The sequence below is a fragment of the Mycobacterium cookii genome (genome assembly GCF_010727945.1).
GTDB lineage: Bacteria > Actinomycetota > Actinomycetes > Mycobacteriales > Mycobacteriaceae > Mycobacterium > Mycobacterium cookii.
This window is the reverse complement of record NZ_AP022569.1, coordinates 5,247,444-5,273,591: the sequence shown is the minus strand read 5'-3', so window position 1 is coordinate 5,273,591 and position 26,148 is coordinate 5,247,444. Positions and strand designations below refer to the sequence as shown.

24 protein-coding genes, 2 tRNA genes and 1 pseudogene are annotated in these 26,148 nt (G+C 66.4%); 8 read left to right on the top strand and 19 right to left on the bottom strand.

The window, feature by feature from the left end; translation table 11 throughout:
* Window positions 1–3: 3 nt before the first annotated feature.
* On the bottom strand, window positions 4–1,440 hold the full coding sequence (gene leuC / locus G6N27_RS24815) for a 3-isopropylmalate dehydratase large subunit (protein ID WP_163781067.1): 1,437 nt from the start codon (window positions 1,438–1,440) through the stop codon (window positions 4–6).
* 51 nt (window positions 1,441–1,491) lie between these two features.
* Between leuC and G6N27_RS24810 the strand changes: the two genes are divergently transcribed.
* Both G6N27_RS24810 and G6N27_RS24805 read left to right on the top strand, forming a co-directional pair.
* Window positions 1,492–2,193 carry an IclR family transcriptional regulator gene (locus G6N27_RS24810; protein WP_163781065.1) on the top strand — a complete coding sequence of 234 codons (702 nt, stop codon included), beginning with the start codon at window positions 1,492–1,494 and terminating at the stop codon, window positions 2,191–2,193.
* Between the two features lie 49 nt (window positions 2,194–2,242).
* The gene (locus G6N27_RS24805) at window positions 2,243–2,743 is read left to right on the top strand and encodes a PPOX class F420-dependent oxidoreductase (RefSeq protein ID WP_163781064.1); all 501 of its coding nucleotides are present in this window, start codon (window positions 2,243–2,245) and stop codon (window positions 2,741–2,743) included.
* A 27-nt stretch (window positions 2,744–2,770) separates the two neighbouring features.
* Here the strand turns inward: G6N27_RS24805 and G6N27_RS24800 are convergent.
* From G6N27_RS24800 to G6N27_RS24790, 3 genes are all read right to left on the bottom strand, one after another.
* Window positions 2,771–2,843, bottom strand: a tRNA-Glu gene (locus tag G6N27_RS24800).
* Between the two features lie 72 nt (window positions 2,844–2,915).
* Window positions 2,916–2,987 (bottom strand) — tRNA-Gln (locus tag G6N27_RS24795).
* Window positions 2,988–3,151: 164 nt separating this feature from the next.
* Window positions 3,152–3,931, bottom strand: coding sequence for a fumarylacetoacetate hydrolase family protein (locus G6N27_RS24790; protein WP_163781062.1), 780 nt, complete (start codon window positions 3,929–3,931; stop codon window positions 3,152–3,154).
* 92 nt (window positions 3,932–4,023) lie between these two features.
* On the opposite strand from G6N27_RS24790, the pseudogene G6N27_RS24785 reads away from it, so the two are divergent.
* Window positions 4,024–5,109: pseudogene (locus tag G6N27_RS24785) on the top strand (MFS transporter); the annotation flags it as partial.
* A 181-nt stretch (window positions 5,110–5,290) separates the two neighbouring features.
* On the opposite strand, the gene G6N27_RS24780 reads toward G6N27_RS24785, so the two are convergent.
* Both G6N27_RS24780 and serA read right to left on the bottom strand, forming a co-directional pair.
* Window positions 5,291–6,301, bottom strand: a complete 1,011-nt coding sequence (locus G6N27_RS24780; RefSeq protein ID WP_163781060.1) for a 3-isopropylmalate dehydrogenase — start codon at window positions 6,299–6,301, stop codon at window positions 5,291–5,293.
* The gene (gene serA, locus G6N27_RS24775) at window positions 6,298–7,884 is read right to left on the bottom strand and encodes a phosphoglycerate dehydrogenase (protein WP_163781058.1); all 1,587 of its coding nucleotides are present in this window, start codon (window positions 7,882–7,884) and stop codon (window positions 6,298–6,300) included. Before serA ends, G6N27_RS24780 begins: the two co-directional genes overlap by 4 nt.
* A gap of 135 nt (window positions 7,885–8,019) precedes the next feature.
* Here serA and G6N27_RS24770 point away from each other — a divergent pair, with 135 nt between their 5' ends.
* On the top strand, window positions 8,020–8,469 hold the full coding sequence (locus G6N27_RS24770) for a DUF4262 domain-containing protein (protein WP_232064796.1): 450 nt from the start codon (window positions 8,020–8,022) through the stop codon (window positions 8,467–8,469).
* 56 nt (window positions 8,470–8,525) lie between these two features.
* Here G6N27_RS24770 and ilvC read toward each other — a convergent pair whose 3' ends face one another.
* The 3 genes from ilvC to G6N27_RS24755 are packed head-to-tail and all read right to left on the bottom strand — an operon-like array spanning window position 8,526 to window position 12,041.
* The gene (ilvC, locus tag G6N27_RS24765) at window positions 8,526–9,527 is read right to left on the bottom strand and encodes a ketol-acid reductoisomerase (protein ID WP_179963422.1); all 1,002 of its coding nucleotides are present in this window, start codon (window positions 9,525–9,527) and stop codon (window positions 8,526–8,528) included.
* 53 nt (window positions 9,528–9,580) lie between these two features.
* The gene (gene ilvN / locus G6N27_RS24760; protein ID WP_163781053.1) at window positions 9,581–10,099 is read right to left on the bottom strand and encodes an acetolactate synthase small subunit; all 519 of its coding nucleotides are present in this window, start codon (window positions 10,097–10,099) and stop codon (window positions 9,581–9,583) included.
* Window positions 10,100–10,148: 49 nt separating this feature from the next.
* A complete protein-coding gene (locus G6N27_RS24755; protein WP_163781044.1) occupies window positions 10,149–12,041 on the bottom strand; it encodes an acetolactate synthase large subunit in 1,893 nt (630 codons plus the stop codon).
* 260 nt (window positions 12,042–12,301) lie between these two features.
* Between G6N27_RS24755 and G6N27_RS24750 the strand changes: the two genes are divergently transcribed.
* Window positions 12,302–12,706, top strand: coding sequence for a PH domain-containing protein (locus G6N27_RS24750; RefSeq protein ID WP_179963329.1), 405 nt, complete (start codon window positions 12,302–12,304; stop codon window positions 12,704–12,706).
* Here the strand turns inward: G6N27_RS24750 and G6N27_RS24745 are convergent.
* Window positions 12,703–13,557 (bottom strand): DoxX family protein, encoded by an 855-nt coding sequence (locus tag G6N27_RS24745; protein WP_163781042.1) that lies wholly within the window; start codon window positions 13,555–13,557, stop codon window positions 12,703–12,705. The two genes, G6N27_RS24750 and G6N27_RS24745, sit on opposite strands and share 4 nt — an antisense overlap.
* 166 nt (window positions 13,558–13,723) lie before the next feature.
* Here G6N27_RS24745 and G6N27_RS24740 point away from each other — a divergent pair, with 166 nt between their 5' ends.
* Entirely contained in the window at window positions 13,724–14,845 is a 1,122-nt protein-coding gene (locus tag G6N27_RS24740) for a PQQ-dependent sugar dehydrogenase (RefSeq protein ID WP_163781040.1), read from the top strand.
* Here G6N27_RS24740 and G6N27_RS24735 read toward each other — a convergent pair whose 3' ends face one another.
* From G6N27_RS24735 to gatC, 6 genes are all read right to left on the bottom strand, one after another.
* A complete protein-coding gene (locus G6N27_RS24735; protein ID WP_163781039.1) occupies window positions 14,846–15,697 on the bottom strand; it encodes an alpha/beta fold hydrolase in 852 nt (283 codons plus the stop codon).
* Between the two features lie 88 nt (window positions 15,698–15,785).
* Window positions 15,786–17,309 carry an Asp-tRNA(Asn)/Glu-tRNA(Gln) amidotransferase subunit GatB gene (gene gatB, locus G6N27_RS24730; RefSeq protein ID WP_163781037.1) on the bottom strand — a complete coding sequence of 508 codons (1,524 nt, stop codon included), beginning with the start codon at window positions 17,307–17,309 and terminating at the stop codon, window positions 15,786–15,788.
* Between the two features lie 10 nt (window positions 17,310–17,319).
* Window positions 17,320–17,622, bottom strand: coding sequence for an ANTAR domain-containing protein (locus tag G6N27_RS24725; RefSeq protein ID WP_232064795.1), 303 nt, complete (start codon window positions 17,620–17,622; stop codon window positions 17,320–17,322).
* 428 nt (window positions 17,623–18,050) lie between these two features.
* On the bottom strand, window positions 18,051–19,082 hold the full coding sequence (locus G6N27_RS24720) for an ATP-dependent 6-phosphofructokinase (protein ID WP_163781033.1): 1,032 nt from the start codon (window positions 19,080–19,082) through the stop codon (window positions 18,051–18,053).
* A 39-nt stretch (window positions 19,083–19,121) separates the two neighbouring features.
* Complete coding sequence (gene gatA, locus G6N27_RS24715) at window positions 19,122–20,603, bottom strand: Asp-tRNA(Asn)/Glu-tRNA(Gln) amidotransferase subunit GatA (protein ID WP_163781031.1); 1,482 nt, start codon at window positions 20,601–20,603, stop codon at window positions 19,122–19,124.
* Complete coding sequence (gene gatC / locus G6N27_RS24710; protein WP_163781029.1) at window positions 20,600–20,899, bottom strand: Asp-tRNA(Asn)/Glu-tRNA(Gln) amidotransferase subunit GatC; 300 nt, start codon at window positions 20,897–20,899, stop codon at window positions 20,600–20,602. The genes gatA and gatC overlap by 4 nt, the downstream gene beginning before the upstream one ends.
* Before the next feature lie 153 nt (window positions 20,900–21,052).
* On the opposite strand from gatC, the gene G6N27_RS24705 reads away from it, so the two are divergent.
* Window positions 21,053–21,712, top strand: coding sequence for an ACT domain-containing protein (locus G6N27_RS24705; RefSeq protein ID WP_163781027.1), 660 nt, complete (start codon window positions 21,053–21,055; stop codon window positions 21,710–21,712).
* A 27-nt stretch (window positions 21,713–21,739) separates the two neighbouring features.
* Window positions 21,740–22,282, top strand: coding sequence for a hypothetical protein (locus G6N27_RS24700; protein ID WP_163781025.1), 543 nt, complete (start codon window positions 21,740–21,742; stop codon window positions 22,280–22,282).
* Between the two features lie 28 nt (window positions 22,283–22,310).
* Here the strand turns inward: G6N27_RS24700 and G6N27_RS24695 are convergent, their stop codons facing one another.
* The 3 genes from G6N27_RS24695 to msrA are packed head-to-tail and all read right to left on the bottom strand — an operon-like array spanning window position 22,311 to window position 26,118.
* Complete coding sequence (locus G6N27_RS24695) at window positions 22,311–23,234, bottom strand: metal-dependent hydrolase (protein ID WP_163781023.1); 924 nt, start codon at window positions 23,232–23,234, stop codon at window positions 22,311–22,313.
* 60 nt (window positions 23,235–23,294) lie between these two features.
* Complete coding sequence (gene ligA, locus G6N27_RS24690) at window positions 23,295–25,379, bottom strand: NAD-dependent DNA ligase LigA (protein WP_163781021.1); 2,085 nt, start codon at window positions 25,377–25,379, stop codon at window positions 23,295–23,297.
* 34 nt (window positions 25,380–25,413) lie between these two features.
* Window positions 25,414–26,118 carry a peptide-methionine (S)-S-oxide reductase MsrA gene (msrA, locus tag G6N27_RS24685; RefSeq protein WP_163781019.1) on the bottom strand — a complete coding sequence of 235 codons (705 nt, stop codon included), beginning with the start codon at window positions 26,116–26,118 and terminating at the stop codon, window positions 25,414–25,416.
* Between the last annotated feature and the right edge of the window lie 30 nt (window positions 26,119–26,148).

Genomic DNA, 26,148 nt, shown 5'->3' with positions numbered 1-26,148 from the left:
TTCTCAGTTCAAGTCGGCCGGGGCGGAGAGTTTTCCGCGCACTGCGGTGGCCGCGGCGACGGCCGGCGACACCAAATGCGTACGGCCGCCCTTGCCCTGACGTCCTTCGAAGTTGCGGTTCGACGTTGCCGCGCAGCGCTCCCCCGGTGCGAGTTGATCGGGATTCATCCCCAAGCACATCGAGCAGCCGGCCTGCCGCCATTCGGCGCCTGCGGCGGTGAAGATCTCGCCCAGCCCTTCACTTTCGGCCACCGCGCGCACCCGCATCGATCCGGGCACAACCAGCATCCGTACGCCGTCGGCCACCTTCCGTCCCCGCAGAATGTCGGCCACCGCGCGCAGATCCTCGATGCGCCCGTTGGTGCACGAGCCGACGAACACCGTGTCCACGGCGATGTCGCGCATCGGCGTTCCCGGCCGAAGATCCATGTACGCCAGCGCTTTCTCGGCCGACTGCCGCTCGTTGTCGTCGGACATCAGCTCGGGGTCCGGTACCACCGCGCCCAGCGGCACGCCCTGGCCCGGATTGGTGCCCCACGTCACGAACGGGGTCAACGAGGCGGCGTCCAGATGGACTTCGGTGTCGAACTCGGCGCCGTCGTCGGTGCGCAGCTGATCCCAGTACGCCTGCGCCGCATCCCACTGCGCGCCGGTCGGCGCGTGCGGACGGCCGCGCAGGAATTCGTAGGTGGTGGCGTCGGGCGCCACCATTCCCGCCCTCGCGCCGGCCTCGATGCTCATGTTGCAGACCGTCATCCGGGCCTCCATCGACAGCGACTCGATGGCGCTGCCGCGGTATTCGATGACGTGACCCTGCCCGCCGCCGGTCCCGATCTTGGCGATGACCGCAAGAATGATGTCCTTGGCCGTCACCCCGGGCGGCAACTCGCCGTCGACATTGACGGCCATGGTCTTGAACGGCCGCAGTGGAAGTGTCTGCGTGGCGAGCACATGCTCGACCTCCGACGTCCCGATGCCCATCGCCAACGCGCCGAATGCGCCGTGCGTCGAGGTGTGGCTGTCGCCGCAGACGACCGTCATCCCCGGCTGGGTCAGACCCAACTGCGGACCGACCACATGCACGATGCCCTGTTCGATATCGCCCATCGGATAGAGACGGACACCGAATTCGGCGCAGTTGCTCCGCAGAGTCTCGACTTGTTTGCGCGACACCGGATCAGCGATCGGCTTGTCGATGTCGATCGTTGGCACGTTGTGGTCTTCGGTCGCGATCGTCAGGTCGGGGCGGCGTACCGGCCGGCCGGCCAAGCGCAGACCGTCGAAGGCTTGCGGACTGGTGACCTCGTGCACCAGATGCAGATCGATGTAGATCAGGTCAGGTTCGGTGCCACCGCCGGAGGCCACCACGTGGTCCTCCCACACCTTCTCCGCCAGCGTGCGCGGACGCCCAGCGCTGTTGTCGGCTGAAGTTTCTGTCACGAGGTCATCCCAATTCGTCGATCTCACTATGCGAGACGTTAGTATCTCTCTGTGAGACAGGATAGCGGCATCGGCGTGCTCGACAAAGCCGTGGGGGTTCTGCACACGATCGCGGAATCGCCATGCGGATTGGCCGAATTGTGCGATCGCACTGGCCTGCCCAGGGCCACCGCCCATCGCCTGGCGGCCGGCCTGGAGGTCCATCGACTGCTGGCCCGCGACGGCGAGGGCCGCTGGCATCTGGGTCCCGCGATCAGCGAACTCGCCGCACAGGTGAACGACCCGCTACTGGCGGCCAGCGCCATCGTCCTGCCGCGACTGCGCGAGATCACCGGTGAGAGCGTGCAGTTGTATCGGCGCGAAGGCAGTTCCCGGATATGCATCGCCGCGCTGGAACCGCCTGCGGGCCTTCGCGATACCGTCCCGGTGGGCACGCGACTGCCGATGACGGCCGGTTCTGGCGCCAAGGTCTTGCTGGCCTACAGCGACGACGCCACCCAGGCAGCCGTCCTGCCCGTCGCGAAGTTCAGCGACCGCACGTTGACCGAGGTGCGTCGCCGCGGCTGGGCGCAGAGCGCCGCCGAACGCGAGCCGGGAGTAGCCAGCGTCTCGGCGCCGGTGCGCGACGCGAATGGTGCGGTGATCGCTGCGATCTCGGTGTCGGGACCCATCGACCGGATGGGCCGCCGCCCGGGCGCACGCTGGGCGGCGGATCTGCTCGCCGCCGCGGACGCGCTCACGCGACGGCTGTGATTCGCACCGCATTGCCGGGCGCCGCAACGTGACCTGACACACTGTCGCCATGGGAACGAACCAGCGCGCGCAGATCGTCATGTCCGAGGCGGAGATCACCGACTTCGTAAACAGCAGCCGCACCGGCACACTGGCCACCATCGGGCCGGACGGGCAGCCGCATTTGACCGCGATGTGGTACGGCGTGGTCGACGGCGAGATCTGGCTGGAGACCAAAGCGAAGTCGCAGAAAGCGGTCAATCTCAAACGCGACCCGCGAGTCAGTTTCCTGCTCGAAGACGGCGCGACCTACGACACGTTGCGGGGTGTGTCGTTCGAAGGCGTCGCGGAGATCGTCGAGGACCCGGATGCGATCTTCCGCGTGGGCGTCAGCGTGTGGGAGCGCTACACCGGGCCCTACACCGACGAGATGAAACCGGCCGTCGACATGATGATGAACAAGCGGGTGGCGGTGCGCATCGTCAGCAATCGCACTCGCTCGTGGGATCACCGCAAGCTCGGAATGCCGCACATGCCGGTGGGCGGTACCACGGCGCCTGCCGCAGGTTAATAGGCGATATCACGCTTGAAGGATGAGTAGCCCCGATGGGATTCGAACCCACGCTACCGCCGTGAGAGGGCGGCGTCCTAGGCCGCTAGACGACGGGGCCGGAACCGATCCGAGGAGCCAGCATAGCTCACTCGCGAGTGCCCACCTAATCGCTTGAGAAGGGCGAACTTTGCTGGGGTACCAGGACTCGAACCTAGAATGGCTGAACCAGAATCAGCTGTGTTGCCAATTACACCATACCCCATTGGCTGCCTAAAACTGCTGGTCAGAATGCTTTCCACGGACGATCTGCGGTGTCGCGGCGCTGCTGCCAGTCGTAATGGGCCGTCGAGCAGACTACCAAACAAACAGCTCGCGTCTCACCTGCGCCCGACCCGCCCGACGGGCCTGCCGTTCGGTGCGTGAGTCCTATTTCCGCACAACGGGATTTGACAGCGTTCCGATGCCGGAAATGGTGATGTTGACCGTGTCGCCGTCCTCGATCGGTCCGACGCCGGCGGGCGTACCGGTCAAGATGAGGTCGCCGGGCAGCAGCGTCATTACTGCCGAGATCCACTCCACGATCGCGCCGACGTCGTGGATCATCAGCGAGGTGCGACTGTCCTGTTTGACCTCGCCGTTGACCTCGGTGCGCAGTTCCAGGTCGGACGGGTCGACGTCGGTGGAGATCCACGGCCCGACCGGGCAGAAGGTGTCGTGGCCCTTCGCCCGCGTCCACTGTCCGTCGGCCTGCTGCTGATCGCGGGCCGACACGTCGTTGGCGATGGTATAGCCGAGGATGCTCTCGGCGGCACGGTCAGCTGTGACGTCCTTGCAGGGCCGGCCGATGACCGCGGCCAGTTCACCCTCGAAATGCACCGGCGATGCGTTGGCCGGCAACCGAATCGGCACGTTGGGCCCGATGATCGCGGTGTTGGGTTTGAGGAAGATCACCGGATCGGCCGGCACCGGGCCGGTCGTGCCGCCCATCTCGGCGATGTGATCGGCGTAGTTCTTGCCGACGCAGACCACCTTGCTGGCCAGGATCGGCGACAGTAAGCGCACGTCAGCCACCGGCCAGGCGCGACCGGTGAATGTCGGCGTGCCGAACGGATGCTCGGCGATTTCGCGGGCGATTGGCTCGTCGGGCTCGCCCTCGATGCTGACGAACGCGACACCTTCGGGACTTGCAATTCGGCCAAGGCGCATTTGTCTGAGCCTAATAGCGGTCGCAAAGCCGGGCGCCGCGGGCCGTCGTCGCTTTGGTCCCAGCACTCACATCGCTATGCGAGCATGGATCGATGCCGACCCAGCCGGACGACGATGCGGCCCGGCCACGGGCCGCAGAGGAATCCGGCAATCAAACCCAGCCGACCGGCACGGTCGGACTCAGCACAGGCCGACGCTGGTCGATCGTCATCATCTCTTTGCTGGTGACGGCGAGTGCCTTCGTGTTCATCAACGGCGTCGCCTTCCTGATCCCCGCACTCGAAGAGGACCTGGGCACGCCGCTGGCCGAGGCGGGGCTGTTGTCGTCGATGCCGAGCTTCGGCATGGTGGCGACGCTGATTCTGTGGGGTTGGCTGCTCGACCGGGTGGGCGAGCGCGTCGTGCTGACGATCGGCTCAGCACTGACGGCGGTAGCGGCATTCGGGGCGACCGCCGTGCACTCCGTCGTCGCCTTCGCGGCATGGCTGGTCCTCGGCGGCATGGCCGCGGCCAATTGCAATTCGGCGGGCGGCAGGCTGGTCTCGGGATGGTTCCCGCCGGAACAACGCGGGCTGGCCATGGGCGTCCGCCAGACCGCCCAGCCACTCGGAATTGCGTTGGGTGCGTTGGCTATTCCGATCATCGCCGACCACGCTCGGTCGGCGACCTGGGGGATGATCTTCCCGGCTGTGCTGTGCGCGGCAGCTGCGGTGCTCAGCGCCGTTGCCATCAAAGATCCGCCCCGCAAGGAACGGGCCCACGCCACCGAACAAGAGTTGGCCAACCCATACCGCGGATCGATGGTGCTGCGCCGAATCCACATGGTCTCCGCGCTGCTGACGATTCCGCAGACGCTGACCGTCACATTCATGTTGATCTGGCTGATCGCGAACTACCGGTGTTCGATCGTGGCTGCGGGATGTGTTGTCACGGTGTCGCAGGTGCTCGGGGCCGTAGGCCGGATCTTGGTCGGCCGATGGTCAGACCGGGTCGGGTCGCGGCTACGCCCGGTGCGCATGATGGCCGTCGCGGCCGTGCTGATCCTCGTCATGTTGGCAGTGGCCGACCATCTGCACTTGTTGATCGCCGTGCCGCTGATGGTCGCGGCGGCCGTGGTCGCCGTGCTCGACAATGGGTTGGAATCCACCGCGATCACCGAATACGCCGGACCGTTCTGGAGCGGGCGGTCGCTGGGCCTGCAGAACACCTATCAACGACTGATGGCAGCCGGAGCGCCGCCGGTGCTCGGCAACCTGATCGCCGGATCGGGATATCCCTTGGCATTCGCCATCTGTGGGCTCTTCCCGCTGCTGGCCGCGCCGATCGTACCGACCAAGACGCTGCCGCCCGGCCTGGAAACTAGAGCCCGGACGCAATCCGTTCGCCGATTTCGGCGGTGGATAGCTTTGCAGTCGGGCGACTGGCCAGATGGGACGCCACGGCCCGGTCCACTCGCGCGGCGGCAGCGTCTTCGCCGACGTGGGAAAGCAACAGCGCCACCGACATAACCGCGGCGGTCGGATCGGCGATCCCCTGCCCGGCGATATCGGGCGCGCTGCCGTGCACCGGCTCGAACATCGACGGGTTGGTGCGAGTGGCGTCGATATTTCCGCTGGCCGCCAACCCGATACCGCCGCAGACAGCAGCGGCCAGATCGGTGATGATGTCGCCGAACAGGTTGTCGGTGACGATCACATCGAAGCGACCCGGATCGGTCACCAAGTGGATCGTCGCGGCGTCGACGTGCTGATAGGCGACCTCGACGTCGGGATATTTCTCACCGACCTCTTGCACGGTTCGCGACCACAGTGATCCGGCAAACGTCAGCACGTTGGTCTTGTGCACCAGCGTCAGGTGTTTGCGACGGTGTTGTGCGCGCTCGAAAGCGTCTGCGACAACTCGTCGAACGCCGAAAGCGGTGTTAATGCTGACCTCGGTGGCCACCTCGTGGGGGGTGCCGACGCGGATCGCGCCGCCGGTCCCGGTGTAAGGACCCTCGGTGCCCTCGCGGACCACGACGAAGTCGATCTCCGGGTTACCCGCCAAAGGACTGCTCACACCCGGATAGAGCCGACCCGGTCGCAGGTTGACGTGGTGGTCCAGCTCGAAACGCAGACGCAGCAGCAGACCTCGCTCGAGCACGCCACTGGGCACTGACGGATCACCAATAGCACCCAAAAGGATTGCGTCGTGCGTCCGCAGTTCGGGAACCACCGACTCCGGCAATACCTCTCCGGTGGCGTGAAATCGCTTGGCGCCCAAGTCGTATTCGGTCTTCTCAACCCCGGGCAGCACCGCATCGAGAACCTTGACCGCTTCGGCGATGACCTCGGGCCCGATCCCGTCGCCCGGAATCACTGCGAGTTTCACGACAGGTCAACCACTTCGAGTTTGTTGGCCGACACCGACGTTCTGATCTCGTCGCGAACATCGGCGGGGATGTCGCGGTCCACACGAAGCAGGATCGTCGCACCCGGGCCCTCGGCGTCCTCGGAGAGTTGCGCGGCCTGAATGTTCACCCCGGCGGTACCGAGCAGCGTGCCGATCTTGCCCAGTGCCCCAGGCTGATCGGCGTAATTGATGACGAGGTAGATGCCTTGCGCGCGCAGGTCGAAGTTGCGACCGTTGATCTGCACGATCTTCTCCACCTGCTGCGGACCGGACAACGCTCCGGCCACATTCACCACCGAACCGTCGGCGGCGACGGCGCGCACGTCGACGACGCTGCGGTGGTTAGGGCTTTCGGTGGCGGTGCTGATATCGGCAGCCACGCCGCGCTCCTCGGCGATCGCCGGCGCGTTGACGAACGTCACCTGGTCCTCGATCACCGCCGAGAACAGACCCCGCAGCGCCGAAAGCCGCAGCACCTCAACATCTTCGGAGGCCAGCTCGCCGCGGACTTGCACCGACAGCGACGTCGGCAGTTCCTCGCTGAGCGCACCGGCCAGCACACCGAGTTTGCGGGCCAGATCCAGCCACGGCGCCACCTCTTCGCTGACCGCCCCGCCTCCGACATTGACCGCGTCGGGAACGAATTCGCCTGCCAGCGCCAGCTTCACACTGGCTGCGACGTCGGTGCCGGCGCGGTCCTGTGCCTCTTCGGTCGACGCCCCCAGGTGCGGGGTCGCCACCACCTGCGACAGCTCGAACAGCGGGCTGTCCGTGCACGGCTCCTTGGAGTAGACGTCGACGCCGGCGGCACGCACATGTCCGCTGGAGATGGCGTCGGCCAGTGCAGCCTCGTCGATCAGTCCGCCGCGTGCGGCGTTGACGATGATCACGCCCGGCTTGGTCTTGGCCAGCGCCTCTTTGTCGATCAGGCCTGCGGTCTCGGGCGTCTTGGGCAGGTGCACCGAGATGAAATCAGCCCGTCCCAACAGCTCGTCGAGAGTCAGCAACTCGATGCCCAACTGCGCGGCCCGCGCGGCCGACACGTACGGGTCGTAGGCGACGATGTGTGCCTCGAATGCGGCCAGCCGCTGGGCAACCAGCTGCCCGATCCGGCCCAGGCCGACCACTCCGACCGTCTTGCCGAAGATCTCGGTGCCGGAGAACGACGACCGCTTCCAGGCATGTTCGCGCAGGGTGGCGTCGGCGGCAGGAATCTGGCGGGCAGCCGACAGCAGCAGCGCCACGGCGTGTTCGGCGGCGCTGTGGATGTTCGACGTCGGCGCGTTGACCACCAGCACGCCGCGCTCGGTGGCGGCGTCCACGTCGACGTTGTCCAGCCCGACGCCGGCGCGGGCGACGATCTTGAGCTTGGGTGCGGCACTCAGCACCTCGGCGTCGACGGTCGTGGCCGAACGAACCAGCAGCGCGTCGGCCTCGGGCACAGCGGCCAGCAGCTTCTCGCGGTCGGGGCCGTCGACCCAGCGCACCTCGACCTGGTCACCCAGGGCCTCGACAGTGGATTGGGCAAGTTTGTCAGCGATCAAAACAACAGGCAGGCTCACCCGGCCAGCCTAATGGTCGCGGTTGTGCCGGATCGCAGAGCCTATGAGTGTCGGTACCCGGGCGGATCCTGTCCGCAAGTGCTACGACAGGAGAAATACCCTATGTGCTGGAAATGCGATCACCCGGATTCCACCATGCAGGAGTGGCTGGAGCTCATCTACGCAGCCGTACAAGAAAATGGCTGGATTGTGCAATACGTCACCGGACGCACGCCTTTCGCGTACACAATCGGTTTGCATGAGCGAGGCCTGCCCGAACTGTTGGTCACGGGGATGCCGCCGCAGCGTGCGAGACTCGTGCTCAACACCGTCGCCGGATATCTCGTGGACGGTGGAAGGCCGGTACCGGGCGAGCGGATGTTGATCGGCGGTGAACTCCTGCTCGATTTCGTCCAGGTACAGCACCCGATCGCCCACTTGAAATTCGCGTTCTCGATCTACGGGCCCGATCTGCGGGCCCTCCAGGTGGTCTGGCCGGACGAGCAGGGGCACCGGCCGTGGTGCGCGGAATTCAGTAACGATGGGGTGCCTCAGCCGGTGTTCGGGGTCCGCGTCGACCCGCCGGACACGCCAAATCGACGCTAGCGCGACAACACGCCGAAACTTGTCGCGCTAGCGTCGATCTCGACGAAGCCAGGGCGTCAGGCGGTCTCGGTGATCGGGCGGTCGACCCAGCTCATCAGGTCGCGCAACTTCTTTCCGGTGACCTCGATGGGGTGCTCGGCGTTCTCCTTGCGCAGCTGCTCGAGCTGCTTGTTGCCGCCCTCGACGTTGGCGACGAGCTTCTTGGTGAACTCGCCGCTCTGGATGTCGCGCAGGATGCCGCGCATCCGCTCCTTGGTGTCGGCGTCGATGACGCGCGGGCCCGACAGGTAACCGCCGAACTCGGCGGTGTCGGACACCGAGTAATTCATCCGCGCGATGCCGCCCTCGTACATCAGGTCGACGATCAGCTTGAGCTCGTGCAGCACCTCGAAGTAGGCCATCTCCGGCGGGTAGCCTGCCTCGACCATCACGTCGAAACCGGTCTTCACCAATTCCTCTGTGCCGCCACACAACACGGCCTGCTCACCGAACAGGTCGGTCTCGGTCTCGTCCTTGAAGGTGGTCTTGATGACGCCCGCGCGGGTGCCGCCGATGGCCTTGGCATACGACAGCGCGAGCGCCTCGCCGTTACCGGTCGGGTCCTGGTCGACGGCGATCAGGCAGGGCACGCCCTTGCCGTCGACGAATTGACGACGCACCAGGTGGCCGGGCCCCTTCGGGGCGACCATGGCGATGGTGACGTTGCCGGGCGGCTTGATCAGGTCGAAGTGAATGTTGAGGCCGTGACCGAAGAACAGCGCGTCGCCGTCCTTCAGGTTGGGCTCGATGTCGTTCTTGAAGATGTCGGCCTGCGCGGTGTCGGGCGCCAGCAGCATGATCACGTCGGCCCACTTGGCGACCTCGGCCGGGGTGTCGACGGTCAGGCCCTGCTCCTCGACTTTGGCCCGCGACTTCGAGCCTTCCTTCAGTCCGACGCGGACCTCAACTCCGGAGTCGCGCAGGCTCAGCGAGTGCGCGTGCCCCTGGCTGCCGTATCCGATGACGCCGACTTTGCGGCCCTGGATGATCGACAGGTCGGCATCATCGTCGTAAAACATCTCCAAAGCCACGTGAATGTCTCCTTCTGTCTTGGCTTTTCGATCTGGATTGATTATTTGGCGGTACCGATACCGCGCGGACCCCGCGCGAGCGACACCACACCCGATTGCGCTATTTCGCGGATGCCGAACGGTTCGAGCACCTTCAGCAACGCTTCGAGTTTGCCGCGGTCGCCGGTGGCCTCGATGGTCAGCGATTCCGGCGATACGTCGATCACCTTGCCGCGGAACAGGTTAACCGCTTCGATCACCTGGCTGCGGGTACCGGCGTCGGCGCGGACTTTGATCAGCGCCAACTCACGGGACACCGAGTTGTCGTCGTTCTGCTCGATGATCTTGATGACGTTGATGAGCTTGTTGAGCTGTTTGGTGATCTGCTCGAGCGGAGTGCTTTCCGCGGAGACCACGATCGTCATCCGCGACATGTCCTTCTGCTCGGTGGCGCCCACGGCCAGCGATTCGATGTTGAACCCGCGCCGGGAGAACAGTGCCGCCACGCGGGCCAGCACACCGGGCTTGTCTTCGACCAGCACCGACAAGGTATGCGTCCTGGTCGTCGATCCTGCGGTCATATGCGCCGCTCCTTCTCATCGCTGCGCTCTGAATCGTCGCCGCCGCGCATCACGCGTGCCCTTCGGTCTCGTCGTCGAACAGCGGGCGGATGCCGCGGGCCGCCTGGATCTCGTCGTTCGAGGTTCCGGCCGCGACCATCGGCCACACCTGCGCGTCGGCGCCGACGATGAAGTCGATCACCACCGGACGATCGTTGATCGCCCGGGCCTGGTTGATCACGTCGACGACGTCTTCCTCACGCTCGCAACGCAATCCGACGCAGCCCAGCGCCTCGGCGAGTTTGACGAAGTCCGGGATCCGGTGCGAGTGAGTGGCCAGGTCGGTCTGCGAGTAACGCTCCCCGTAGAACAAGGTCTGCCACTGCCGCACCATGCCCAGGTTGCCGTTGTTGATCAATGCGACCTTGATCGGCGCACCTTCGATGGCGCAGGTGGCCAGTTCCTGGTTGGTCATCTGGAAGCAGCCGTCGCCGTCGATAGCCCACACTTCGGCCTCGGGGCGGGCCATCTTGGCGCCCATGGCCGCCGGGACGGCGAAGCCCATGGTGCCCAAACCGCCTGAGTTGAGCCAGGTTCGCGGCTTCTCGTAGGAGACGAACTGCGCGGCCCACATCTGGTGCTGTCCGACACCGGCGACGTACACCGCATCCGGTCCGGCGATCTCCCCCAGCTTCTCGATGACGTACTCCGGGCTCAGGCTGCCGTCACTCTGCGGCCCGTAGCTCAGCGGGTAGGTGGCCTTGACGTCGTCGAGATAGCTCCACCAGTCGGCAATATCGAGATTGCCGGGTGTCCCTTCGTGCTCCAGCGCCGCTATCAGCGCGGTGATCACGGCCTTGACGTCGCCGACGATCGGCACATCGGCGTGCCGGTTCTTGCCGATCTCGGCCGGGTCGATGTCGGCGTGGATGACTTTCGCCTCGGGCGCAAACGAATCCAGCTGTCCGGTGACGCGGTCGTCGAAGCGGGTGCCCAGCGCGATCAGCAGGTCGCTGCGCTGCAGCCCCGCCACCGCCGCGACCGTGCCGTGCATACCGGGCATGCCCAGGTGCTGCCGGTGGCTGTCCGGGAACGCGCCGCGGGCCATCAGCGTGGTGACGACCGGGATTCCGGTCAGCTCGGCCAGTTCCCGCAGCTGCTCGGTGGCCTCGCCGCGGATGACGCCGCCGCCGACGTAGAGCACCGGCTTGTGCGCCGCGGCGATCAGCTTGGCGGCCTCGTGAATCTGACGGTTGTGCGGCTTGGTGTTGGGCTTGTAGCCGGGCAGGTCCATCCGCGGCGGCCAACTGAACGTGCACTGCCCTTGCAGCACGTCCTTGGGGATGTCGACGAGCACCGCGCCCGGCCGTCCGCTGGCCGCGATGTGGAACGCCTCGGCCAACACCCGCGGGATCTCGTCGCCGTCGCGAACCAGGAAGTTGTGCTTGGTGATCGGCATCGTGATGCCCGAGATGTCCGCCTCCTGGAAGGCGTCGGTCCCGATCAGCGAGCGACCGACCTGCCCGGTGACCGCGACGACCGGGATGGAGTCCATCTGCGCGTCGGCCAGCGGCGTCACCAGGTTGGTGGCACCGGGGCCCGAGGTCGCCATCATCACGCCGACCTTGCCGGTGGCGTGGGCGTAGCCGCTCGCCGCATGGCCGGCGCCCTGCTCGTGGCGAACCAGCACATGGCGCAGCTTCTTCGAGTCGAACAGCGGGTCGTAGACCGGCAACACGGCTCCGCCGGGGATTCCGAAGATGACCTCGACGTCAAGCTCCTCCAGCGACCGGATGACCGACTGCGCTCCGGTAAGTTGCTCAGGCGCAACATGTTTCGGCCGTACGGTCGGCGGCTTGTCGGCGGGCTTGGCCGCATCGGAGGCGATACGGGCCACATCCTGCGACGCAGGCTTGGAAGACGCTGCCTGCGGATCGGAGTGCGATCTGGTGGGTGCGCTCACGGGGTCCTCTTGTCCTCTTGGTGCTTGTCAATTCTGGAAAGTCGGTGGCAACAAAAAACCCCCGTCAGCTCAGCTGCTGCACGAGGGTTGCGCGTTGGTGTGCTGGAAATCAGTCAGGCACCAACGCGCCGACCTACTACGAGCATTCCAGGAGTGATCACGGTTCCCGAGGGTAGGCGCCGTACTGGTCAAACGTCAAATCCCGCCTGCGCCGGACGCTGGCGGGCAGCCACGTCGGACCTCGATGCCATGATGCATACATGGCTGGCGATTCACCGCAGGAAACAGCACCCACGCTGCCGGTGGTGATCAACATTTCACCGATGGCGCATTTCGCGGTGGGCTTCTTCGCCCTCGGCCTGCTGATCCCAGTGCTGACCTGGCCGGTGACCGCACCCTTGCTGATCATTCCGGTGTTGTTGTCGGCGTTGATCGTTCGGCTGCGCACGCAGGCCGACCGCGACGGCGTGACGGTACGCACGCTGGTCGGCAGCCGATCGGTCCGGTGGGAGGACATCGAGGGGCTGCGCTTCCGCCGCGGCGCCTGGGCGCGCGCGCAGCTCAAAAATGGCCGCGACCTGCGGTTACCCGCAGTGACCTTTGCCACGCTGCCGCAGTTGACCCAGGCCAGCGACGGCCGGGTGCCCAACCCGTACGCGGATTAGCGCACCGGGTTGGAGCCGTTGAGCAGCATCCATAGCCCGACACCGACGCCGATCCCGACCACCAGCGCGGCAAACGACCCGATGAACGGCCGTCGCGCCCAGCCGCGACCGGCGTCGAAGCCGTAGCGTCCGGGGCCGACCAGGATGACGGCGGTGGCCATGACGATCAGCGTGAGCTCGTATTCGTGGCCGTTCGGCAAGAAGTAAGGAAACGACTTGCCGTGCTGGGCCGACATGCCGGCGAGCACACCGTTGATCAGGTAAGCCAGCGCACCCGCGGCGGCGATCGGGGTGAACAAGCCCAGCACCAGGAGCACTCCCGCGGCGATCTCGCCGCCGGCCGCGCAGTAAGTGAGGATGTCGGCGTGCTGGTAGCCGATGTCAGAGAGCGAATTCTTGAAGCCCGTCAGGCCTTCGCCGCCCCACCAGCCGAACAGCTTCTGCAGCCCGTGCGCGATGAGCACCCCACCCAGGCCGACCCGCAAGATCAGCAAACCCAGATGCTGGGTGCCGCGACGGCTGGCGGTGCGAACCCGCTCGTCGTCGAGGTGATGCTCGTGTTCGTCGATGCCCCCGGGCGCGAACACCGAATGCGTGCCGGTGGACTGGGGCTGGTAGGGCAGCGGCTCGTGGCTGCCCATCACGCCGTATCCCGAGCTCGACGAGCGGACGCTGCCGGAATGGGCGGAGTCGTAGTGCGGGATCAGGGTGGTCTCGAAATCGCCGGCATAGCTGTCCGACGGTAGATCGTCTTCGGGGTCGACCAAGTTCGCTGAGGTTGGTCGCTCCGCCGTCGGCACCGCGGATTGGTCCGGTCGCTGCCAAGGTGCGTCATGCGATTGACTGCTCACTCGTGCCAGGGTAAAGGCAAATTTCTGCGAATCGGGGATTTGAGCGGCCCTTTTGCGGTCGTGATTCGCGCGCCGCCCGGCGTGGGCGACTGTTTGCGGGCCGAGACGAAAGGCGCGCGGCACCCGTCACGGGCATCGCAGCCGACATATCCGTAATCTGGCAGCTATGCAGTTGAGGTGGTCGAAGTCGCGCAACGCTGCCGTGCTCTGCTCGGCGATGGTCGTTGTGGCTGGTTGCGCGCAGTTCAACGACGCCGCTTCACAGCCGTTCACCACCGAGCCCGAACGCCACGCTCCGCCGAGCTCTTCGCCTCCCCCGCCGCCGCCGCTGCCTGACAAGCCGTTTCCGAAGGCATGCCCGGCGCCCGGAGTGATGCAGGGCTGCCTGGAGAGCACCAGCGGCCTCCTCATGCAGCCGGACAGCAAGTCGGCGCTCGTCGCCGAGCGGACCACCGGCGCTGTCAAAGAGGTGGCGGTCAGCGCCGAGCCGAAGGTCAAAACCGTCATTCCGGTCGACCCGGCCGGCGACGGAGGGCTGATGGACATCGTGCTCTCCCCGACCTACTCGCAGGACCGGCTGATGTACGCCTACATCAGCACCCCGTCCGACAACCGGGTCATCCGTGTCGCTGATGGTGATATCCCCAAAGACATCCTGACCGGAATTCCCAAGGGCGCCATCGGCAACAGGGGCGCGCTGCAGTTCACCAGCCCAACCACGCTGGTCGTCCTCACCGGCGACGCGGGCAACCCGGCGATGGCCAACGACCCGGCGTCGCTGGCCGGCAAGGTCATCCGCCTGGAGCAGCCGACCACGCTGCATCCGGCACCGCCGACCACGGCGTTGACCGGTATCGGCTCCGGCGGCGGCCTGTGCACCGACCCTGTCGACGGCTCACTGTATGTTCTCGACCGTTCGCCGACCGCCGACCGGTTGCAGCGCATCACCAAGGACTCGAAGGTCTCCACCGTGTGGACGTGGCCAGATCGGCCCGGGGTGGGGGGCTGCTCAGCCTTGGACGGCACCGTGCTGGTCAACCTCGTCAACACCAAGCAGACCGTGGCCGTGCACCTGGCCCAGGGCACCGGCGCGGTGACCGGACAGCCCGACGTGGTTCGTCAGGACACGCACGGACACGCGTGGGCGTTGCGGATGTCGCCGGACGGCAACGTGTGGGGCGCGACGGTCAACAAGACCGACGGTGATGCCATGAGACTCGACGACGTGGTGTTCCCGCTCTTCCCGCAGGGCGGCGGTTTCCCGCGGGCCAACGAGGACAAGACCTAGTCAGCCTGTTGCGGTAGGGCCACTTTCGCCGTCGTCGAGAAACTCCTCGATGAGCCTGCTGACCAGAGCAGGGTCCTCCAGACCGGACAGGTGAGCCACTCCGTCGAGCACCCGCACCGATGCGCCGGGGATGGCGTCGGCCATCGCGACTGCGTCCCGCGGCGGGAACGTCTTATCTTCGGCGCCGCCGACGACGAGCACCGGTGTCCGGATGCGGGACAACAACTCTCGTTGGTCGGGCCGTCGCGGAACCACACTTTTCACCGCCCACGACGCGGAGGCGATGTTGACGTCGTGCACCGTGGCCCGTACGTGGGCTACCACGTCGGGACGTTCCCGCATCGAGGTCGGCCCCAGGAACGCCTTGAGTACCGGCCGGATCAGTGACGGCCCGATACGGCCCTGCCAATGCGCCATCTGAAGCAGGATGGCGAACTCGATCCGTTGTCGCAGACTGGCTTTACCGGCTGTGCAGTTCATCAGAACCGCGCGGCCGACTCGATCCGGAAAGGTGGCGGCGAAGGTCCCGCCGATCATGCCGCCCCACGAGTTGCCGACGAAGTCGGCCCGTTGGATGCCGAGGCCGTCGAGGATGTCGGCGACGCAGCGCGCGCAGTCGTCGAAGCTGAACGGGTGCGTCAGGGGCTGGCTGCCACCCTGCCCCGGTGGGTCCACCAAGATCACCTGTCGCCGAACCATGAGATGGCCGGCCACCCCGTGCCACATGTCTCCGGTCATCAACAGGCTGGGCCAGAAGACGATTGGCGAACCAGCTCCCCCGATTTGCAAGCGAATTCGCCCCAGCGCAGTGTCCACTGCTTGCTCACGAAGCTGGTCTTCGATGCCGGTCATGGTTGATCACCGTAGTTCTCAACACAAGCGATCCGCAGCTAGCCTCTGCGCAGGTTTCCCACCTGTTCAGCGCATTGACGACGCTGTTCTAGCTGCAGGCCGCCAACACCAGCTCGCGCACCCGGGCCGCGTCGGCCTGCCCCTTGGTCGCCTTCATCACGGCGCCGACGATCGCGCCGGCGGCCTGCACCTTGCCGCCACGAATCTTTTCTGCCACATCGGGATTGGCGGCCAAGGCCTCGTCGACGGCGGCTTGGATCAGCGAGTCGTCACGCACCACGACCAGTCCGCGTGCGGTCATCACCTGTTCGGGCTCACCCTCACCGGCCAGCACACCCTCGACGACCTGGCGGGCCATCTTGGTGGTGAGCTTGCCGCTGTCCACGAGACCCACCACCGCAGCGACCTGGGCTGGCGTGATGGGTAATGCTTCAAGCTCCAGGCCGGCCTCGTTGGCTTTTTGCACCAGGAAGTTGCCCCACCACGCCCGGGCCTGTTCGCTCGGTGCGCCTTGGTCCACGGTCGCGATGACCAGGTCGACGGCACCGGCGTTGACCAGGTCGCGCATCACCTCGTCGGAGATGCCCCATTCTTGCTGAATCCGCTTGCGGCGCAACCACGGTAGTTCAGGGATCGTCGTGCGCAATCGGTCCACCAGTTCTCGGCTGGGTGCGACCGGTTCCAGGTCCGGCTCCGGAAAGTAGCGGTAGTCTTCCGCGGTCTCCTTGGTGCGGCCCGCGCTCGTGTATCCGTCTTCGTGAAAGTGCCTGGTTTCCTGGATGACTCGGCCACCGGACTCCAGAACGGCGCCCTGCCGGCGCATCTCGTAGCGGACGGCGACCTCGACGCTCTTGAGCGAGTTGACGTTCTTGGTCTCGGTGCGGATGCCGAATTCGCCGGCGCCCTTGGGTTTCAGTGACACGTTGGCGTCGCAACGCATGGAGCCTTGGTCCATTCGCACATCGGAGACGTCCAGCGCGCGCAGTAGATCGCGCAGCGCGGTGACGTAGGCGCGGGCGATCTCCGGCGCCCGCTCGCCGGTGTGCTCGATGGGCTTGGTGACGATCTCGATGAGCGGCACGCCGGCACGGTTGTAGTCGGCCAGCGAGGTGGTCGCACCCGCGATCCGGCCGGTGTCACTGCCTAGGTGAGTCAGCTTGCCGGTGTCTTCCTCCATGTGCGCGCGCTCGATCGCCACCCGCCATGTGCTGCCGTCATCCAGCGGGACGTCGAGGTAGCCGTCGATCGCGATCGGCTCGTCGTACTGCGAGATCTGGTAGTTCTTCGGCTGGTCGGGGTAGAAGTAGTTCTTCCGCGCAAACCGGCCCCACGGCGCGATCTCGCAGTTGAGCGCCAGCCCGATGCGGATCGCCGACTCGACGGCGGCCTCGTTGAGCACCGGCAGCGAGCCGGGCAGGCCGAGGCAGACCGGGCACACCTGGGTGTTGGGCTCGGCACCGAACTCGTTGGCGCAGCCGCAGAACATCTTGGTGGCGGTGGACAGCTCGACGTGCACTTCCAAGCCGAGTACCGGCTTGTAGCGCGCGATCACGTCGTCGTAGTCGAGCAGCTCCGCCCCGGACGCCATCATCGCGCTCGCAGCAGAAGTCATGCGATCGATCCTAATTGGCGGTCGACGGCATTGCCTCGTCGCCATCGGCACGAGCGGTGAGCAATACATCATCGAACGGCGACCGATTGCTGATCGCTTGGTCGCGGACGTCGCGGAACTCCTCCACGAGCTCCTGGGCAAGCCGTCGCAGCTTGATGTTGCTCTTCTGCGACCGCCACTTCAGCAGGTCGAAAGCGCTAACCGCATCCAGGCCGTAAATCAGCATCAGCATGCCCTTGGCCTGCTCGATCACAGCGCGATGCTCGGTGATCTCGGCGACCTTGGCCGTGATCTGGTCATCCTCGAACGACATTGCCCAGATTTCCGCCGAATCGGCTGGTGGGAGATCGCTGGGGCTGAGACGCAGCGGCGCTCGCGCGGGCCAACGATACGGAGGCTTCCAGTTGGTGGCGCGACTCGGCATTTGCGCGGAGCAGGTCCGCCGAAGTCCGGCGCAATGCGGCCGATCGACGTTGCTCGTGGCGCGATTGCTCGATCGTGCGCGCGGTATCCGGCTTGGCAAGCCCGCGCCGTGACGTCGGTCGCGGTTGCCGGCGTAGCCCGGCGAGTCGCTCCGCTACGCGCGCTCGGTGCGCTTTCTGCCGACAGGCCGGCGAACAGTACCGAGCATCAGATCGGGCGTGGAAACCAGAGCCGCACACGTCACAGCTCATCCGCATAGCCGTCACGTTACAGCTACCCGTTACGGGTGGGCAGCCCGAACGTGCGCTTGAAAGCCGATCAGCCGAAAAAGGCGGAAGCGTCGTCGTAACGGCTCTGCGGGACAAGCTTCAGCTGGCGCACCGCGTCGGCCAGCGGTACGCGGCCGATGTCCTGGCCGCGCAGCGACACCATCTGCCCGTATTCGCCGGCGTGTGCGGCGTCGGCCGCGTTGACGCCGAATCTCGTGGCCAGCACGCGATCGTAGGCGGTCGGCGTGCCGCCGCGCTGGACGTGACCGAGCACCGTCACTCGGACTTCCTTGCTGATGCGCTTCTCCACCTCGTACGCCAGCTGGTCGGCCACGCCGGTGAACCGCTCGTGACCGAACTCGTCAAGGCCGCCCTCGCGCAACGCCATCGAGCCGCTGGCCGGCTTGGCGCCCTCGGCGACCACGCAGATGAAATGCGAATCACCGCGCTGGAAGCGCTGTTTGACCAGCCGGCAGACTTCGTCGATGTCGAAGGGCTGCTCGGGGATCAGCGTCATATGGGCGCCGGATGCCAGCCCGGCGTTCAGCGCGATCCACCCGGCGTGCCGTCCCATCACCTCGACCAGCATCACCCGCTGGTGGGACTCGGCGGTGCTGTGCAGCCGGTCGATGGCGTCGGTGGCCACCATCAACGCCGTGTCGTGGCCGAAAGTCACGTCGGTGCAATCGATGTCGTTGTCGATGGTCTTCGGAACGCCGACCACCGGAACGTTCTCTTCGGACAGCCAGTGCGCCGCGGTCAGGGTGCCCTCGCCGCCGATCGGGATGAGCACGTCGATGCCGTTGTCGTCCAGCGTCTGCTTGATCTGGTCCAGGCCGGCCTTCAGCTTGTCCGGGTGCACCCGGGCGGTGCCCAGCATGGTTCCGCCCTTGGCGAGCAGGCGGTCATTGCGGTCGTCGTTCTTGAGCTGCATGCGCCGGTTCTCCAGCAACCCGCGCCAGCCGTCCTGGAACCCCACCACCGATGACCCGTAGCGCGCGTCGCAGGTCCGCACGACGGCCCGGATGACGGCGTTCAGGCCCGGACAGTCACCACCACCGGTGAGAATTCCGATCCGCATGCCATCATCTTGCCCCGTCACCGCCCGCGGGGCAGCCGATCAGATGGCCGAGGGCAGCGGCCCGCGGGCGGCCTCGTAGGCGGCGCCCACCCGGTAGATCCGGTCGTCGGCGAGCGCGGGCGCCATGATCTGCAGCCCGACCGGCAGGTTGTCGTCGTCGGACAGCCCGGACGGGACCGACATCCCGCAGTGCCCGGCCAGGTTCAGCGGCAGCGTGCACAGGTCGAACAGATACATCGCCAGCGGGTCGTCGACCTTCTCCCCCAACCGAAATGCCGTCGTCGGCGTCGTCGGCGAGATCAGCACGTCCACGGATTGATACGCCGCATCCAGGTCGCGCGCGATCAAGGTGCGCACCTTCTGCGCCTGGTTGTAGTAGGCGTCGTAGTATCCGGCCGACAGCGCATAGGTGCCAATCATGATGCGCCGCTTGACTTCCGGACCGAAACCCGCGGCGCGGGTCAGCGCCATCACTTCTTCGGCGCTGTGCGTGCCGTCATCGCCGACGCGCAACCCGTAGCGCATCGCATCGAAGCGCGCGAGGTTGCTGGACACCTCCGACGGCAGAATCAGGTAGTAGGCGGGCAGCGCGTGATCGAAATGGGGACAGTCGACTTCGGAGACTTCGGCACCGATCGCAGTCAACTGCTCGACAGCGTTGTTGAACGACGCCAGCACCCCGGGTTGATAGCCTTCGCCGCGCAGCTGCTTGACCACGCCGACGCGCACGCCTTTGAGATCGCCTGCGGCTCCGGCCTTTGCGGCGCCGACGACGTCGGGCACCTCGGCGTCGACGGACGTGGAGTCGCGTGGATCGTGTCCGGCGATCACCTGATGCAGCAGCGCGGTGTCGACGACAGTGCGGGCACACGGTCCGCCCTGGTCCAGCGACGACGCGCAGGCGACCAGGCCATAGCGGGACACCGTGCCGTAAGTGGGTTTGACTCCGACGGTCGCGGTCAGCGCGGCGGGCTGGCGGATCGAGCCACCCGTGTCGGTGCCGATGGCCAGCGGCGCCTGGAACGCCGCCAGCGCGGCGGCGCTGCCGCCGCCGGAGCCGCCCGGCACCCGGTCGGTGTTCCACGGGTTGCGGGTCGGGCCGTAGGCGGAGTTCTCCGTCGACGAGCCCATCGCGAACTCGTCCATGTTGGTTTTGCCGAGGATCGGGATCCCGGCCGCGCGCAGTCGCGCGGTCACCGTGGCGTCGTACGGGGAACGCCAGCCCTCCAGGATCTTCGAGCCGCACGTCGTGGGCATGTCGACGCTGGTGAAGACATCCTTGAGGGCGAGCGGCACTCCGGCCAGCGGCGACGACGGCTGCTCGCCGGCGGCCAGCGACTCATCGACGGCGCTCGCGGCAGCCAGGGCCGCATCGGCGGCGACGTGCAGGAACGCACCGTATTGCTGATCGGTCGCTGCGATCTGGTCCAGGTAGGCCCGGGTGACCTCGGTCGACGACAGTTCCTTGGCGGCGATCTTTGCCGCCAGTGTTGCGGCGTCCAACCGGATGATGTCGGTCATTCCGGTTCCCCGAGGATCTGCGGGACCGCGAAGCGGCCGTCGACCGCTTCGGGCGCCTCGGCGAGTGCTTCCTGCTGGGTGAGGCACGGTGCGATCTGGTCCGGGCGGGTGACGTTGACGTCCTTGAGCGGGTTGTCGGTCGCCTCGACGCCGGTGACGTCGACCGCCTGGATCTGGCTGACGTGGGTGAGGATGGCGTCGAGTTGACCGGCGTAGCTGTTCAGCTCGTCGTCGGTCAACGCCAGCCGGGCCAGCTTGGCCAGATGGGCTACCTCGTCGCGGGAGATCTGGGGCACGACCGAAAAGCCTAGCCGGGTGACGATGCGCGCCGCGGAGCGGCGGGAGGAGGAACCGGGCGTCAGAATGGTCTGTCGCGAGTGTGCGACTGGGTGCACACTCGGCTGAACCGCCGACATGCCGAGGGCGCGCTGCTGTGAAACAGTGTCCGCGTGTCCTCCTATCTGCTGCGAGTTCAGCTGGCTGACCGACCGGGCAGCCTCGGCTCGCTGGCCGTTGCCCTCGGCTCAGTGGGGGCCGACATCTTGTCGCTGGACGTCGTGGAGCGCGGGCCCGACTACGCGATCGACGACCTGGTCGTCGAGTTGCCGCCGCGGGCGATGCCGGACACGCTGATCACGGCGGCCGAAGCACTCAACGGGGTGCGGGTCGACAGCTTGCGGCCGCACACCGGGTTGCTGGACACCCACCGGGAGTTGGCGCTGATCGACCACGTCGCAGCGGCGGGCGACGTCGCAGCCAAGCTGAAGGTCCTGGTCGACGAGGCACCGCAGGTGCTGCGGGTGAGCTGGTGCCTGGTGTTACGCAATTCCGGTGACGGGATCCAGCCCGTCGCAGGCAGTCCCGGCGCGCCGGAAACCATCCTGAGCGACGTGCCTTGGATGCCGATCGGGCATGCGACCGCGCTGGATGCTGCGGGCGAGTGGGTGCCGCAGGTGTGGCGCGACCTCGACACGACACTGGTGGCGGCCCCGCTCGGCGGCTCGGACACCGCGATCATGCTCGGCAGGCCGGGTGGTCCCGCGTTCCGGCCCTCGGAGGTGGCCCGGCTGGGCTACCTGTCCGGCATCGTTGCGACCCTGCTGCACTGAGCGCGGCAAACGGGGTATTCATCAGGGGTGAACGTGCTCACCGACGCCCAGATCGCCGCCTTGTCAGCCGCCGAGCGGCGTCAACTCATCAAACGCCTGGAGCGGCCACTGTCCGAACTCGTTCCGCTCGACCAGGTTCACCGGATCCGCTGGAGCTGGCTCGGAATCATGACCGGCGGAACGCTGGTGCTGATCCCCTGGATCGTCTACCTCGCGTTCGCCTTGCCCGATGACTACCTGGTTCACGACTGGACGGCGACCTGGGTCGGTTTCGACCTGCTGCTGCTCGGCCTGATGGCGGCGACCGTCGTGTTCGGCATGCTGCGCCGGCAGGTGATGCTGCTGACCGCGTTCGCGACCGGCGTGCTGTTGATCTGCGATGCGTGGTTCGACCTGATGACGGCCGGCGCCAACGACTTTCGGATCGCGATCCTGACCGCCGCGCTGGGCGATCTTCCGCTGGCCGCCATCCTCATCACCGGCGCGCTGCGACTGATCCGGTTCACCGTGGTGCGGATGTGGCTGCTCGAGCCGAAGACGCCGCTGTGGCGGTTGCCGCTGCTGCCGTGAATGCGGGACCGGCTTTGAGCGCGCGTCCTTAAAGAGCGGGCGGTTCCTTGGTTTGAGCCATGAGGGCTTCGGCCCGTTCGCGGGCGGCGCGGGCTGCGGGCGACTTTTCCAGATAGTCCATCGCCAGCTGCGTCGAGCAGTCTGTGCTGGGGTGATAGCTGGGCCGGACGAAGCGGCTGGCCACCGACACCAAGACCAGCCGTGGGCCCGGCACCCGGTTTTGCCGTGATGCCCGTAACCAGTCGCGCCAGCGCGGCTTCGCGCTGACGGTGGCATCTTGCGCCATCAAGAATCGCACTCCCCTGATCAACCACAGCGAGAAAACCGGTGCAGTCATCAGCATGACCAACGCCCTCAGGATGTAGTTGCCGCACACGTGCTGATAGATGTCGAACACCAGGGACCGGTGCTCGATCTCCTCGGCGCCGTGCCAGCGCAGCAGGTCGAGCATGGTCTCGTCGGCCCCGGCGCTCTCGAGACCGCGGTTCTCGATCACCCATTGACCCAGCACAGCGTTGAACGGTTCCAGCGCCGCGGCAACTGCGAGGCGCCCGTACAGCCACCACCGCCGCAGGAAAGGTACCCATTCGGGACGTGCGGCGCCGATCTTCGACAGCCAGTTTTGCAGGCTGTCGGTGTAGGGCTTGGTATCGAGGCGCTGCTCCGCCAGGTGCTGAAGCACCATCTGGTGCGCCCAAGCGTGCCAGGCCTCCTGCTGGATGAACGGCTTGATGGCGGCTTTCAGCTCCGGGTCGTCGACGAGCGGTTCCGCCTCGGTGACGACCTGGATGAACCACCGCTCACCGGCCGGCAGCACCAGATGGAGCACGTTCATCGTGTGGGTGGAGAACGGGTCGTCGGGCACCCAGTGCAAGGGGGTCTTCGACCAGTCGAAGCGAGTTTTACGGCGATAGGTCGGATACCCATCGTGGTGGACCTCGAGATCAGTCATCCGCACTTTCCCGTCTAAAGTCGCCCGGATCTGTTGCCCACGGAAGTACCCCTCAGGACGTCACTCTTCACCTGAACTGCTGGATTGTCCCTCGGATAACAATTTTCGGAACCCGTCTTCATCGAGAATCGTCACGCCGAGTTCGACGGCCTTGTCGTATTTCGATCCCGGCGAATCGCCGGCAACGACGTAGTCGGTCTTCTTCGACACCGATCCGGCGGCCTTGCCGCCGCGAATCACGATGGCCTCTTTAGCCTCGTCGCGGGAGAAGCCGGGCAGCGAACCGGTGACCACGATCGTAAGGCCCTCCAGCGTGCGCGGCACGCTGGAGTCGCGCTCGTCGGCCATTCGCACGCCGGCCGACCGCCACTTGTCGACGATCTCGCGATGCCAGTCGACGGTGAACCACTCGGTCACCGCGGCGGCGATGGTCGGACCGACGCCCTCGACCGCTGCTAACTGCTCCGTCGACGCCGACGTGATTGCCTCCAGGCTGCCGAACTCGGTGGCCAACGCCCGCGCGGCCGTCGGGCCGACGTGCCGGATCGACAACGCCACCAGCACCCGCCACAGCGGCTGCTTTTTGGCCTTGTCCAGGTTCGCCAGCAGGCGTTTGCCATTCGCCGACAAGGTGCCGCCCTTGGTGGTGAACAGGTCGGTGCGCAGCAAGGCGTCCTCGGTCAGCGTGAACAGGTCGCCCTCGTCGTCGATCACCTCGGCTTTCAACAGGGCGACCGCCGCCTCATAGCCGAGGCCCTCGATGTCGAACGCGCCGCGGCCGGCGACGTGAAAAACCCTCTCCCGCAACTGCGCCGGGCAGGATCGGGAATTGGGACAGCGGATGTCGGCGTCGCCTTCCTTCGCCGGTGCCAGCGTCGTCCCGCACTCGGGACACGTTGTGGGCATGACGAATTCGTGTTCGGAGCCGTCGCGAAGGTCGACGACGGGACCGAGCACCTCGGGGATCACGTCGCCGGCTTTGCGAATCACCACGGTGTCGCCGATCAGCACGCCCTTGCGTTTGACTTCGGCGGCGTTGTGCAAGGTGGCCAGCCCGACCGTCGACCCCGAAACGGTGACCGGCGTCATGAACGCGAACGGCGTCACCCGCCCGGTTCGGCCGACGTTGACCCGGATGTCGAGCAGCTTGGTCTGCACTTCCTGCGGCGGGTACTTGTAGGCGATCGCCCACCGCGGCGCCCGCGACGTCGAACCGAGCCTGCGCTGCAGCGCGACATCGTCGACTTTCACGACGACGCCGTCGATTTCGTGGTCGACGTCGTGGCGGTGCTCGCCCCAATAGGCGATCCGCTCGACTGCGCCGGCGACGTTGTCCACCCGGCTGGTGTGATCGGAGACCGGCAGGCCCCAGGCGGCCAGCGCCAGATACCCGTCGTGCAGTGAGGCCGGTCGATAGCCCTCGATATGCCCCAGCCCGTGGCAGATCATCCGGAGCCTGCGGCGGGCGGTGACGGCGGGATCCTTCTGCCGCAGCGACCCCGCGGCACTGTTGCGCGGGTTCGCGAACGGCGGCTTGCCGTCCTCGACGAGCGCGGCGTTGAGCGCCTCGAAATCAGCGAGTCGGAAGAACACCTCGCCGCGCACCTCCAAGACGTCGGGTATCGGATGCTCGTCGTTGGGCGTCAACCGCTCGGGCACGTCGTCGATGGTGCGGGCATTGTTCGTGACGTCCTCACCGGTGCGACCGTCGCCGCGGGTGGCCGCGCGGACCAGTCGACCGTCGCGGTACACCAACGCCAGGGCGACGCCGTCGATCTTCAGCTCGCACAAGAAGGGCACCTCGGCGCCGACTTCAGCGTGGATCCGGCCGGCCCACACGTCGAATTCCTCGGTGCTGAACACGTTGTCGAGCGACAGCATCCGCTCGAGGTGCTCGGCGGAGGTGAAGTCAGTGGCAAAGCCGGCGCCGCCGACCAGCTGCGTCGGCGAATCGGGCGTGCGCAACTCGGGATGCTCATCCTCCAGCGCGGCAAGGCGGCGCAGCAGGGTGTCGAAGTCCTCGTCGGAGATGATCGGCGAGTCGCGCACGTAGTAGCGGAACTGGTGTTCCCGCACCTCGTCGGCCAGTTCCCGCCAAGTGCGCCGGACCTCGTGCGGGACAGGATCAGCCTCTGGCGAACTCACCTGGGCAGGCTATCGGAGGGCGCCGACAGCTTCTTTAATCGCGGTAGAGCTCCGGAAACGTGGACCTGAGGGCGTTCAGCTTCGGCAGGTCGTTCTCGACGATGTACGGGTTGTTCGGGTGCAAGCTCAGGAAGTCCTGGTGGTAGGCCTCCGCCGGGAAGAACTCGCCAGTCGACACCGTGGTGACGATCGGCGCGGGGAACGCGCCGGCCGCGTTCAATTGCGCGATATAGGCGTTCGCAATCTTCTGCTGGGTGTCGTTCTGAGTGAAGATCACCGAACGGTACGAAGGGCCCACGTCGGGTCCCTGGCGGTTGAGTTCGGTCGGATCTTGCACGACGGCGAAAAAGACCTGCAACAGCTGGCCGTAGGTCACCTGAGTCGGGTCGTAGGTGATGCGTACCGACTCGGCATGGCCAGTGGTTTCGGTGGTGACCGCGTCGTAGTTAGCCGTCGCGGCGTCGCCGCCGGCGTATCCCGATTGAGCGGATTGCACGCCTTTGACGTGCTGGTAGACGCCCTGCACACCCCAGAAGCAGCCACCGGCCAGCACTGCGGTCTCGGTCTTCGGGCGCCCCGCTGTCGGTTCGTCGAGGGTCGGCGCCGGAATGGCGCTGGCCATCGTGCCGCTCGCGGACGGCATCACCGGCGATCGCACGAGGAACACCGTTGCGGCCAGTGCCAAACTTGTCAGCCCGGCCGCCAGGATTGCCCGCCGGCGATTCGTCGCTGCGCTCATCTGAACCCCCACTTTCGGTCATCGCCCAGC